Annotated in this window: 13 protein-coding genes; 6 read left to right on the top strand and 7 right to left on the bottom strand. The window is 39.4% G+C overall.

Annotated features, from left to right (window positions below):
• Positions 1–6 precede the first annotated feature (6 nt).
• The 4 genes from BLO34_RS04470 to gldG are packed head-to-tail and all read left to right on the top strand — an operon-like array spanning position 7 to position 3,543.
• The gene (locus BLO34_RS04470) at positions 7–843 is read left to right on the top strand and encodes an S-adenosyl-l-methionine hydroxide adenosyltransferase family protein (RefSeq protein WP_090752971.1); all 837 of its coding nucleotides are present in this window, start codon (positions 7–9) and stop codon (positions 841–843) included.
• A complete protein-coding gene (locus BLO34_RS04475) occupies positions 840–1,136 on the top strand; it encodes a putative quinol monooxygenase (RefSeq protein ID WP_090752973.1) in 297 nt (98 codons plus the stop codon). The genes BLO34_RS04470 and BLO34_RS04475 overlap by 4 nt, the downstream gene beginning before the upstream one ends.
• A complete protein-coding gene (gene gldF / locus BLO34_RS04480) occupies positions 1,133–1,864 on the top strand; it encodes a gliding motility-associated ABC transporter permease subunit GldF (protein WP_090752974.1) in 732 nt (243 codons plus the stop codon). Before BLO34_RS04475 ends, gldF begins: the two co-directional genes overlap by 4 nt.
• Positions 1,861–3,543: a gliding motility-associated ABC transporter substrate-binding protein GldG gene (gene gldG / locus BLO34_RS04485; protein ID WP_090752975.1), complete on the top strand. Its 1,683-nt coding sequence runs from the start codon at positions 1,861–1,863 to the stop codon at positions 3,541–3,543. Before gldF ends, gldG begins: the two co-directional genes overlap by 4 nt.
• On the opposite strand, the gene BLO34_RS04490 is transcribed toward gldG, so the two are convergent.
• The 7 genes from BLO34_RS04490 to aroC form a co-directional block, all read right to left on the bottom strand.
• Positions 3,540–4,112, bottom strand: a complete 573-nt coding sequence (locus BLO34_RS04490) for a PhnA domain-containing protein (RefSeq protein WP_090752977.1) — start codon at positions 4,110–4,112, stop codon at positions 3,540–3,542. The two genes, gldG and BLO34_RS04490, sit on opposite strands and share 4 nt — an antisense overlap.
• 93 nt (positions 4,113–4,205) lie before the next feature.
• Positions 4,206–5,408 carry a hypothetical protein gene (locus BLO34_RS04495; protein ID WP_157686674.1) on the bottom strand — a complete coding sequence of 401 codons (1,203 nt, stop codon included), beginning with the start codon at positions 5,406–5,408 and terminating at the stop codon, positions 4,206–4,208.
• A gap of 101 nt (positions 5,409–5,509) precedes the next feature.
• Entirely contained in the window at positions 5,510–6,679 is a 1,170-nt protein-coding gene (locus BLO34_RS04500; RefSeq protein ID WP_090752980.1) for a flavohemoglobin expression-modulating QEGLA motif protein, read from the bottom strand.
• 6 nt (positions 6,680–6,685) lie between these two features.
• The gene (locus BLO34_RS04505; RefSeq protein WP_090752981.1) at positions 6,686–7,525 is read right to left on the bottom strand and encodes an N-formylglutamate amidohydrolase; all 840 of its coding nucleotides are present in this window, start codon (positions 7,523–7,525) and stop codon (positions 6,686–6,688) included.
• Positions 7,518–8,549 carry a glutathione synthase gene (gshB, locus tag BLO34_RS04510; protein WP_090752983.1) on the bottom strand — a complete coding sequence of 344 codons (1,032 nt, stop codon included), beginning with the start codon at positions 8,547–8,549 and terminating at the stop codon, positions 7,518–7,520. The genes BLO34_RS04505 and gshB overlap by 8 nt, the downstream gene beginning before the upstream one ends.
• Positions 8,550–8,743: 194 nt before the next feature.
• Positions 8,744–10,072 (bottom strand): dicarboxylate/amino acid:cation symporter, encoded by a 1,329-nt coding sequence (locus BLO34_RS04515; protein ID WP_090752985.1) that lies wholly within the window; start codon positions 10,070–10,072, stop codon positions 8,744–8,746.
• Positions 10,073–10,134: 62 nt separating this feature from the next.
• Complete coding sequence (gene aroC / locus BLO34_RS04520; RefSeq protein ID WP_090752986.1) at positions 10,135–11,199, bottom strand: chorismate synthase; 1,065 nt, start codon at positions 11,197–11,199, stop codon at positions 10,135–10,137.
• An 87-nt stretch (positions 11,200–11,286) separates the two neighbouring features.
• Here aroC and BLO34_RS04525 point away from each other — a divergent pair, with 87 nt between their 5' ends.
• Entirely contained in the window at positions 11,287–12,048 is a 762-nt protein-coding gene (locus BLO34_RS04525) for an energy transducer TonB (RefSeq protein WP_090752987.1), read from the top strand.
• A gap of 125 nt (positions 12,049–12,173) precedes the next feature.
• A complete protein-coding gene (locus BLO34_RS04530; RefSeq protein ID WP_090752989.1) occupies positions 12,174–12,968 on the top strand; it encodes an energy transducer TonB in 795 nt (264 codons plus the stop codon).
• Positions 12,969–12,984: the final 16 nt, after the last annotated feature.

A 12,984-nucleotide genomic window follows, 5' to 3' on the forward strand; every position in this document is an offset into this window, starting at 1 on the left:
ATTTATATGGCCATAATTACATTGACGACAGATTTTGGCTGGAAAGATCCATATGTAGGCGCGGTTAAGGGCGCCATTCACAAAGAGTTAGATGCCGTCACTATTGTTGATATTTCTCACGACATCTCTCCTTTTCACATTGCCGAGGCTGCTTACATCATTCAAAAAGCATACGATTCCTTTCCAGATGGAACCATTCATATTATAGGCGTTGATGCAGAACACACGCCAGAAAATAAGCACGTCGCTATTTTACTAAACGGCCATTATTTTATTTGTGCTGATAATGGGTCGCTTTGCCTAATCATGAGCAAACTGAAGGCAGAAAAAATGGTCGAGATTAATATTCACGATCGTATATCGTCCAACTTTACAACACTGGACGTATTTGTACAAACAGCCTGTCACATTGCTCGTGGTGGTACGTTGGAAGTGATTGGGAAGCCTATCCATTCCTTAAAATCAATCACAGGCATTCACCCACAGGTATCTGATAGTGGCAATTATATCAACGGTCAGGTTATTTACATTGATAATTATGGGAACAGCGTCACAAACATAAGCCGAGAATTGTTCAAGGAAGTAGGTCGTGGACGTACGTTTGAACTTTCCGCACGTAGTGAGCGGCACAAAAAGATTTATGACCGCTACTCTGATATCGTAAACTTTGAAACCGCACCAGAAAAGCGCGATGTAGATGGTAAAGGTCTCGTGATCTTCAACACCGCTGGGTTGATTGAAATAGCGACCTACAGATCAAATCCCTTGACAGTTGGTAGTGCCAGTACACTTTTTGGTTTGCAACTGGATGCGCCGGTAATCATTAATTTTGAAAACAAATGATTGTAAGAATCGTACAGATGCATTTTACAGCTGATAAAGTTGAGGGATTCAAGCAGATGTTTGATGAGATTAAAGAAGGCATACGCCATCAACCCGGTTGCACATTTCTAGAGTTGTATCAAGGAACTGATGATCCACAGACCTTTTTTACTTATAGCTATTGGAATTCTACAGCAGATTTAAATAACTACAGAAATTCTGCGTTGTTTCAAGAGATCTGGCCGAAGACTAAAGCCATGTTTGATCAAAAACCTATCGCCACATCTGTAGAGAAAATCCATAGCCTTTCATGAAAGCCATTTATCTAAAGGAAATACGCGGATTTTTCAGTAGCCTGAGTGGTTATCTGGTGCTTTGTATATTCTTGCTTGTAAGTGGTTTGTTTGTATTCGTTTTTGATGGTGAATTCAATGTGCTCAACTACGGTTTTGCAGATTTGACTCCGTTTTTTCTTTTGATTCCGTGGTTGTTCATGTTTTTGATTCCGGCGGTTTGTATGCGCAGTTTTACCGTGGAACGAGACTTGGGAACTTTGGAGATATTATTGACTCGACCTATCTCCATCCGCGCACTAATAGGTGGGAAATTTGCTGCGGCATTTACCATTACTCTATTGGCATTGATTCCTACCGTTATATATGTAATTACCATTGGTATATTGGGCCAGACGGCTTATAATCTTGATTTGGGCAGCACGGTTGGTAGTTATTTAGGGACATTATTGCTGTCGCTTTGTTATGTGAGTATCTCAATATTATGCTCTACCATTACTAAGAACCAAATCATTGCATTTCTCATTGGTGCATTGTCCTGCTTTGTGATGTATTTCGGTTTTGAAGGTGCAGCAGGCTACCTCGCGACAGATAATTTTGTGGCATCGCTAGGGATGAAATACCACTACGAAAGTATGGCTCGCGGCGTTATCGATACTCGTGACGTCGTGTATTTTTTGAGCGTAGCTGTTTTCTTTTTCGCTTTAAGCGAAATTTCACTCAAAACAAGCCTTGACAGGAATTCATGATCAAAATTGTTAGAAATATAGCCTTGTTAATTGTTGCACTTGTTGCGATTAATTACGTGTCCGGTAAATTTCATAGGCGTTTTGATCTGACCGAAAATAATCGGTATACCATCGCTCCAGAAACTAAAAAGCTATTGGATGAAGCAGAGCTTCCTATTTTTGTTGATGTATTTCTGGATGGTGAATTACCAGCAGAATTTCTCAAGCTTAAACAGGAAACCAGACAATTGCTGGAAGAGCTATCTGCACTGCATCCAAACCTGAAATATGATTTTCTTGATCCCATAGAGAATCTGAGCCAAGAGGAATCCAATCAAGTCGTTCAACAACTCGCTCGTGAAGGTGTCCAGCCTGCCATGGCTAATATAATTGAAAAAGGGAAACAAACTAATGTTACCATTTTCCCTTATGCAATCATTGCCTATGATGGCAAACGTACGGCTATTCCTTTGCTGAAATCTGTAGCTCGATCTACTACAGAGCAACGTGTGAATTCTTCCATCAATCAGTTAGAATACCAATTAGCAGATGGTTTGCGTAAAGTCTCTAAACCCAAAGACAAAACTATTGCCATCCTGCGCGACAGTGGAGAGTTGGCTAACCTTCAAATAGCTGATTTCATCAGGTCACTTCAGGCCTACTATCGTATTGCACCGTTTGGAATTGAGTTCGTTACTTCAAGCGATAGCGTTACACCTGTAAAAGTGCTGAACGAATTAAAGAAATACGATCTAGTTATAGAGCCTAAACCTACAGTAGCATTTTCTGAAACCAAAAAGTATATTCTAGATCAATACTTAATGAATGGTGGAAAATTCTTGATGGCAGTTGATCCCATCATTATGGAGAACGACAGTTTAGCCAATCCAGATCAAAAGGCCTATGCCCTTTCTCGAGATCTCAATCTTGACGATATGCTATTTAGATATGGTTTAAGATTAAACCGTGGATTAATTAAAGATGTACAGAGTGGTGCACTTGCGCTCGCTACTGGCCAAGGAAGAAATACCCAATACGAAGCTTTTCAATGGCCCTACTACCCTATGGCTAGTGGCGATAGCACCAGCAACATTACCCGAAACGTTGAAGAGATCAAGTTTGAATATACAGGTAGCTTAGATACATTAAAAAGCCCTAGCAAAAAACAAATATTACTTTCTTCAAGCGATCAAACAGCAGTAGTCACGCTACCATCGGCAATCTCACTATCAGAACTTGATGATGACATTGAAGCTCAATTCTATCAGTCAGGAAGTCAGCCGCTAGCGGCTATTGCTCAAGGTGAATTTACCAGCGCATACAAAAACCGCGTCAAACCTTTTGAGCTCAGTGATCACAGAGATGAAACGAGAAACGCGTCTCTATTTTTAGCCGCAGATGGTGATATAATGAAGAACCAAGTAGATCGTGGGCAACCGCAAGATTTGGGTTATGATATGCGCACCGGTCAATATTATGGTAATAAAGAATTTTTAATGAATGTGGTCAACTATATGTTGGATGATGACAACTTGATTGCATTGAGAAACAAGGAGATTGAAATTCCGTTTTTGGATATTAAACGTAGTTACGATAACAGGTTTATGTGGCAAGCTATCAATATCGTCCTGCCTTTACTGCTCGTTCTTGGATTTGGAGGTTTATTCCTTTGGTTGCGTAAGAGAAAATACGCTGTTTAAGACTTTTTCACGTACTGCGTCAAGATCACAATGTGCTGCCCATTGACTTTTCCTTCAATGTGATTTTCATTCTCGTGATCCACCGAAATATTGCGTACTGCTGTGCCTCGTTTAGCGGTGAAGTTGGCTCCTTTCACATCTAAGTCTTTGATCAAAACAACACTGTCGCCTTTAGCTAATACATGACCATTAGAATCTCGGTGTACTATTTCATTACCAGTTTGAATACCAGCTTTTGCCCATTCCTTCACATCGTCTTCTAGATACATCATATCTAATAAGTCAGCTGGCCAGCCTTCCGATTTTAATTGATATAGCATTCTGTAGGCTACCACTTGAACGGCTGGAATTTGACTCCACATAGTGTCGTTCAAACAACGCCAGTGATTGACATCCACTTGATCTTTGTCAGTTAGTTGAGTCACGCAAGTGGAACAAGTTAGTATACTCGTGTCTTTTACATCACTTGGAGAATCTGGAATTTCATATACTACTAATGCTTCCTTGGAACCACAAAGTTCGCATGCGTTACCACTGCGTTCTTCCAGTTCTTTTTGTAAATCTGACATAAAAGTTGTTTGAGAAAGTAAAGGTAAAGAGAATAAAAAAAGGATTACTTGCCTTAATAGCGAATACTATAATTAATGCAAGGCATTCCCTTACTACTGCTGGATGGTAAGGCTTGCTCTATCCATGGCTGTTTTCTCAAAATTGAGATCAAGATTTGGATTTTTGATTTTACCGCTGGTATCTATAGAAATCACTCTTGGTAATAACTCAAGACCTAAATCCTTCTTGAATTGAAATGCATTTCTAGGACTACCTTTTACGTTGAGTCCAGCGATCTGACTCGAGAATTGCAACTTTTTCCAAACCTCGAGTTGAGAAGTTGCATCAATAGCATAAGCAATATTATAGGTGTTGGATTCCTGTTCTACTGCAAACCTGTTCCATTTACTAATATTTCTACCCAGATATGGATCTGCAAAACTATAAATGAAAAAGTTCACATTTTTGCCTTTGAATTTAGAAAAGTCTAATAAAGAGTTGTCAACCGTTGCAGCCTCTGGATATTCAAATTCACTGCCTACACCATTCTTTTGACTATTCTTATAAAATCGGCGTTCTCTTGAACTATGTGGATTGAATTGAGGCTTTGATATATCGTATAAAAATTCCGCGCGAGGATGATGTTCTGTAGAAAGCAAATAAGCTTTTGTCTTCAAATGATTCTCTAGATAAAAGGAATTGAGCCTATTAATATATCTGCGACCATACCTAACTTTTTCCAATTCAAGAATCTTCTTGAAATGATATTCTTGTGCCATAACTTTGTATGGAGCAATGGTAGTATAGTACCGTTCGCTTTGGAAATCAATGTTGGGAAAATCAGCGAACGCTGCATTGCTTAAAGACGTCAATTGATCTGATTCTGATAGTTTAAAAATCATTTGCAGATAACCTTGGTAGCTTTTATAAAACATGGTTTCGTCCGCCTTGAAGATTGGTGAGAATGGCATAGATTCCAACTTGTCGGTCCAGACACCTATTAAACTATCTAAAGAAACTACGGTGCTATCACTAGGTTGCGTAAACAAATTATCTTTCTTAGTAAACTCAGTAAATGCTTTATTACGGCTGGAAAGGAATTCATTCTTCAAGGCGCCTTGTGCTCCAGAATAAACTATAGTTGCAATACTATCATTTTTAAACGCCGCGATGTTGAAATCATCATAGTCTTCTAAATGGATAGGAAACACATCGTTTCCAACAATCAAATTATTGAAGCCACCATAACCGTATCGGTAAACGGTATCAGTTCTTGTATATCTAAAATCAACTCCAGGATTGGTTACGATTCTCATTTCGAGATCAGAATCAGCCGAGGTCGTAGTTACATAAATCGGAATCTCATATTGCCCAAAACAAAACCAAGCTCCACTTAAGAAAAGTGTGGCAAGTAGGTTTATTTTAAATTTTGTAAAATCCATTCTACGCGTTGGTCTTTGTTATTATTGGAATTATAGGACTTACATATATGGGTAATAGGTTTTGCTAATCCTACTTCTTCTAATCTTTTAACTGATGATAAGTACTCTAGGGAACATTTACCCATCAACAATGATTCCATGTCCTCGCCAGATTGATAACGGTTGTAGATTTTTTGCAATCCAGAAAGATATAGAGCATCCTTAGTAAAACCACCGCCACGGTGTACTCTCAATGTAATATTAAAGGCTTTCTCTCGATCAAGTCCGTATTGATTATGAATAAGATTGAAGGTTTCCGTGAAATCATTTCCTTTGATCAAACTGTCGGTAGCGATTACACGGTAGGCTAATTCTCTTAAACGGGTAACATTCAAATTACCGCTCATGTATTCAGCAAAAACGGCAAGACCTTCTTGAGTTTCCACATTATTAGGAAATCCATTGCCAAAAATCTTCAGCTGTTGTTCTATAGCATTAAAGGTGGTCACAAGGTGAACTCCTATTTCGTGGTGTGCCAGTACATTGAGTTGGTGCTGTGAAAACAGGTGGTTCTTTTTGAGAATGAGTGCACGATCATTATTGGAAACCATTGCCGCGGCGCTCATGGCGTTGCTGGTTTTTATTGCAAAATCAAACTCATACTCTTTTTTGTAATCCTCAAAAAATGCAATCGCTTGTTCTGTGGATAGTTCAGAGTCCGCTTTCGCGAAAGTGGAATTGTCATCCTCTTTATGGTGCAAAATGAACTTTGCATTTTCCACCATCTTATCAGTTGGTGTGCCGTAAAACCGGAGACTGTTGAAGTAAAATCGATTGTCTGGCTGGCTGATGGTCTCGATGCATTGCACCATGCCGCTGTAGGTATAGACCACATCCTTATACAAATCGCGAATGACCTTATCATCGATATCCTTGAGCCGCTGGCTAAAAAATAAGCGGTGCAATTTATAGGTGTCAAACCTAACCTTGCGATACTTGAACTGTGGATTGTACTTGAACTTCTCCTTAAAAAATCGCTTACGCTCCTGAGCAATATTCAGCGGATTAATAAACGCCAACAATTCCAAATTACCGACCAACCTATGAATATTTTCATCAATCTCCAGCACTTCCTGAAACTCATTTGTAGACTTCAATACTTTCATGAATTTTTATTGATCGTAGGTGTGATGACGGTCATAATAACGATAAGCGTGCGATTGAATATAATACTTAAGCTTATCCTTTAACGCATGAACAACTTCTGGAAAAATAACGCCAGTTTCTTCATCGCAATAAACTTTAGAAATCTCTGTCGCGAGAACAAGTGTATTTTGAGAATTTGCGGTTACGTATTTCAAGAAGAATCCATTTCCCTGAAAAACGTCATTGACCTCACAAGATACTTTCTCCTTGATAGGTAAATCAATTTTACCTAATATTTCCTGCCATTGTTCAATGTCCATTTTGTACTTGACCTGATCAACGTTTGACGTTCCCAAATTAAACACAGGAATCTGACGATCCCATCGCTTGCGATTGTAAGAATGTAAATCGTAGAAAATAGTGGTGCCAAAAAGTTCTTCCAATTTCACGATCAATTGAAGAATGACTTTATAAAAATTTTCATGCTTTTCAAGGGCGCGATTTTTTTCGTCTTCTGTCAATGGCGATTTCCAGAGATTTTTTCCCCATGCTGTTTCATATATAGCATTCTTGGGATCTCTGTTTAAATCATACTCAAACCTACTGTCGTGAGCAATGATGGTGATAGGAAGCATAGAGATCATGGTTCCTGTAGCAGGATCTTCTTCATACCAGCGATCATATTCCGTATGGAGGCACTTAGCCCATAATCGCTTGTCAAAATGATGTCCATCGTGAACAGCTGCGCATACGTAAGGAACGTAGTCATCTATTTTGATAGAGAACGAATAGTCGTCAGCAACAGCATGGAAAGTTTCTTCATGCTCGATCTTACTCAAGATCTGACGTATGGACATTTTATTCATTTAGTAGGGTATTCTTTAATTTCTGAGTTCTGTCTAATGCTTTTTTTCTGATGCTTGTCTCCTCTTCAAAGTAATCGATGATTTTCTCTTGAACCTTTGTTTTTGAAGATTTGTTAATCTGTGCGATACCGCCAGGTGACATCACGTTGACTTCAACCAGCATGCCGTTTATGACATCAATCCCAACAAAGTAGAGACCGTCATTTACCAATTTAGGGCCGATTTTTTTACAGAGTAATTTCTCTGCTTTGGTTAGTACGTGCTTTTCAAAAGTACCACCAGCACTAATATTTGATCTATGGTCATCGCCGCCAGGCACACGTCTCACGGCTCCTATAGGCTTCCCTTTAAGTAATAATATTCTACTGTCTCCTTGATCTGCACCTTCAATATAGTCTTGCAGTATCACATAGTTGGTAGTTCCATCTTTATTATCAATGTAGAAATCCAATAACGAGTTCACATTGAACATCGCGCTTTTTTCTATCATGATCACACCGCTACCACCATAGCCATTCAATGGCTTCATGATCATACGATCTCTGGGATTTTCCTTGATCACAGATTTAAGATATTCCTTGTTTTTAGAAACATGCGTACGTGGAATGATGGTATTATCTGGATCATCAAAACAAGCTGTATAAAGCTTGTTGTTTGCCTCTCGCAATCCTTCAATATCATTAACGATAAACACATCTTCTTTAACTGAATCCAAAAAGTTTAAGGCAATGGGATCCAGCGGCGGGTTTGCTCGCATCATGATCACATCAAAACCTGCAAGAGGTAACATTTTTTCCTTGAATTCTGCTCTCTTGTAAAAGGACTTCATCTGCGCTGGCACCTTATCCATCTTGCGCACCACGCGTGAGAATGCATAAGCAATACTATCGCGTATCGTCAGATTTGCCGGCGTTGCCATAGCCACCGTATGGCCACGTTTTATACACTCGTGAATCAGGACTAGAGTGGAATCACTCTCGGGATTGACTTCATCCCATGGATACATAATAAAGCAGACATTCATATAGTTGTGGTTTTGGTTGGTAGCCCGCAAACTAGGAATAAAAAGGAAAGAATGCTGTTAAGTAAATGCAATAGTTGTAGGAGAATGTGGTGTGACTATATCGCTTTCGCGAAAGCGTAAAACCTAAAGAATTATGCATCAAAAAAGGCATGAGAGAATTTCATGCCTTTTTGTATTAAAATCTTATTGAAAACTTAGGAACTAACCTCGTCCAGGTGGTCATCCCAATCTTGAACATCTGGCTCACCAAATTTACCCAAGGACTTAGCAACGATAGACGCCACAGTCGCATCACCCGTAACGTTAACGGTTGTGCGCAGCATGTCCAGCGGTCGATCTACGGCAAAAATTAGGGCTAGTGCCACAGGTAACAATTCGCTAGGGAAATTGATAGATTCCAAAACAATAACCAGCATCACCATTCCAGCACCTGGCACCGCGGCAGAGCCAATGGAGGCCAATAATGCCGTCAATACGATGGTCAACTGCGCAGACAAAGCCAACTCAATTCCCAAAGCTTGACAGACAAAAACGGCGGCAACCGCTTGGTATAAGCTGGTTCCATCCATATTTATCGTAGCTCCTACAGGTAGAACAAAACTGGCGACCTCCTTCTCGACTCCCATGTGTTCTTCCACTCGCTCCATCGTGACTGGTAATGTTGCCGCACTTGAACTGGTAGAAAAGGCCAGTAGCTGTGCTGGTGCAATCTTATTGAGAAACCAAAGTGGTGATTTTTTCACGTACAAACTAAAAATCAAACAGTACACTCCTATCATCAATATCAATCCTAGAACTACAGTTCCCGCATAGAATAACAAGGCTAGTAATATATCTGGATCATCTGCACTTACAACCACATTTGCCAATAAGGCAAATACAGCAAATGGAGCTGTCAACATGATGAGGTCCACCATCTTAAGAACAACATCATTTAGTGAATCGAAGAAATTCTTTAACGGCTCTGCTGCTTTCTCGCCTATCAATAGCATAGAAATCCCTAAGAAAATCGCAAAGAAAATAACCTGAAGCATCAAGCTGTTGTTAGCCATCGCAGCGACCGCATTTTCTGGAACCATATCTACTAAAGCCTGTAACGGTCCTGCATCTTTTTGCATCGCAGCTGTAGTTAGCTTCCCAGCAATATCTGAGTTTCCTTCATAAGTCGCACTCAAATTATCAATGGTTTCTTGTGAGATTCCAGCACCAGGATTCAGCGTATTTACTAATACTAATCCTAATGTGATAGCGATAATCGTGGTAAGAATGTAAATGATGATGGTGCGGAGTCCCATCTTGCGGAATTTGGCTATATCCTTAAGGTCAGAGATACCTTTGATCAATGACGCAAGGATGAGCGGTACCGCAATCAGCTTCAATAGGTTTACAAATATCGTCCCGAATGGGTTGATCCAGTCCTCTACAAAGCCTCGACCCCAGTAGAATTGTACCATCAAAAATCCGAAAAGGATTCCCAGAACCATTCCAATTAATATTTGCCAGTGAAGTGCTAATTTTTTCATGTGTTCAATTGTATTAGAAAACTAAATTAATTTCAGGATAAGATGCCTGAATTTTTTGGATATTAAATCCTTGATGTTTTATTTCTCAAAAAATGATCTGCTATCACGAGTGCTGCCATGGCTTCCACAATGGGAACAGCTCTGGGAACGACACATGGATCGTGACGTCCTTTTCCTTGCATTTCGGTCGCGTTACCTTCTTTATCTATAGTTGGTTGGGACTGCATTATGGTCGCGACAGGTTTGAATGCTACATTGAAGTAAATGTCCATACCGTTGGAAATGCCGCCTTGGATGCCACCGCTGTGATTTGTTTTTGTACTACCATCTGCATTGTACAGATCGTTGTGCTCGCTACCCAGCATTTCACTACCGGCAAAACCGCTACCATATTCAAAACCCTTTACAGCATTAATGGAGAGCATTGCTTTCCCAAGGTCTGCATGTAGTTTATCAAATACGGGTTCGCCCAATGAGGCTGGAACATTTTGTATCACGCAACTCACTACACCACCAATGGTATCGCCAGCCTTGCGTACTTCCATGATTTTTTCTTCACACGCTTTCGCGAAAGCAGAATCAGCACATCTTACTGCATTATTCTCTATTTCTGCAAAGTCAAGCTCTTTATAGGGCTTGTTCATTTTGAGATCTCCTACGCTGCTGGTAAAGGCATTGAATTGAAGTGCAGATAGCATTTGCTTTGCAACGGCTCCAGCCACTACCCTACAAGCTGTTTCTCGAGCGCTGCTGCGGCCACCACCACGATAATCACGTGTGCCGTATTTGTCCGTGTATGTTTTATCTGCATGACTAGGCCTGAAGCTGTCTGCAATGTGTGAGTAATCCTTTGATTTTTGGTTCTCGTTGACAATCTGAAACCCTATAGGTGTTCCCGTAGTTTTTCCCTCAAATATCCCTGATAAGAACTCAACGGTATCAGATTCCTTACGCTGTGTAACGATCTTGCTTTGACCAGGTTTACGCCTATCAAGATCTCGCTGTACGGCAGCAAAGTCAATTTCGATTCCAGCAGGACATCCGTCTATGATTCCGCCAATTGCTATTCCGTGTGATTCTCCAAAGGTGGTCAGTCTAAACGCCTGACCAAAAGTATTTCCCGCCATAGTAGACAAATATAAGGTTTGAGAACATTAAAATTAACGCAGATTTTAGTTTTGATATGGCTGTTCTAAGTAGTTATATTTGGATATATGAGATATATTTTTCTTCTATTATTTGCTCTATTTAATCATTGGACTATTGATGCCCAATCAACTGCAATTGATTCCAAATTGATTCAAAGGTCTAAAAAGGCCTATGGCAAACTTGATTTTGACAAAGCTGAACGTCTTTGCTTTAAAGCAATGAAGAAGGATAGCCTAGAGAATGACGTCGATGTGCAGATCTTACTCTCGAATATATTCTTTGCAAACAAGGAATTTGATAAATCAAGAAAGCTTTATTACAAGATACTGAGCGACCTTGATGTGAATGATGAGCGAAGAACATTTTTACAAAGTGGTATCGCTAGATCTCAAAGCCATATAAGAAATGAAGTAGCTCTTAAACAGCCTAAAATAAAGTTTGAAGAAGAAATAGAAAACGGTCTAGTAACGTTGGATAGTTTCGAAAAAATTTCAAGCCTGGATCAAATGGTCACCTATCCTGGCTGCGAGAATAAGTCAGATCAAAAAGCAACCGACAGTTGTTTACATTATTACATTATTGACTTAATTACTTATAACTTTGACAAGGCAATTTTAAAAGATTTAGGCTTACCGGAATTTCTCGTACTTTATTTGTATTTCAAAGTTATGCCAGATGGGACTTTAGAAAACGTAGAGGTCTATTCGATTCATCCACTTATCGAATTAGAAGGAATAAGAATATTACGAGGAATGCCTATACTGGAGCCTGCAATTGTTAATGGACAACCCATAGCAGTAAAGGAGTACCTACATGTTCATCTTTAATTATAGTTTGAATTTCTTTCTATAGAATCTCTAAATTTATTTTTAAGTTTCCCTGTCGATTATAAATTTGGTCCATTAGTCTAATAATAATTCCATTTCATATTTAGCGTTATAAACCTTACCCTATGCAAAAGTTTTTAGTTTTATTCTTGCTCTCCATGTTCCTATGTTCACCTGTTACCGCTCAAAACAGTTCTGGATTGAGCCAAAAGAATGAAAGGTTACTAAATAAAGCGTTTAAGTCCTACAGCAACAAAAAATTCAAAAAGGCTTTGAATTTTATGGAAGATGCTATGCAGTCTGATGAGGTCCAGCAGTTATCAGGAGCATCGCTACTGCAAGCCAATATCTATTTTGCTCTAAAAGATCACGAAGAAGCAAAAAATTACTATTTGAAGGCCATCCAAACGGCCAAACCTAGCGAATACTCCAACGAAGTCGCACAGATTGGACTCGCCCGTAGCATGGCGAAAATCAATAAAGAAAAGGAGTCTGAAAAAATCAAAAGAGAGAAAGACTCTATAGCTAGTTCTTCTAATCCCAATGATAAAACGTCCAAAGAAATCGCTCCATTTGCTCTTATTGAACAGGTTCCAATTTACCCAGGTTGTGAAATGGAGAAATCCAATAAAGCCCACAAAAACTGTATGCAGCAAAAAATTACCGCTCATGTGGCTGATAATTTTAAAACTGGTATATCAGGCTCTATTGGCATAAAAGGAAAAATTTATATTAATGTTCAGTTCAAAATCAGTAAAGATGGCGAGGTCACTGACATTTATGCAAATGCCCTAAATCCTTTATTAGAGGAAGAAGCCATACGCGTTATAGAACGTTTACCAGAAATGCAACCGGGTACCCAGCAAGGAAAGCCTGTAGGAGTAATTTATGGGTTACCTATTATTTTTGAGGTTAATTGAATAAGACACCCTTTAT

This window comes from Nonlabens sp. Hel1_33_55, from assembly GCF_900101765.1.
In the GTDB taxonomy this organism is placed as follows: Bacteria; Bacteroidota; Bacteroidia; order Flavobacteriales; family Flavobacteriaceae; genus Nonlabens.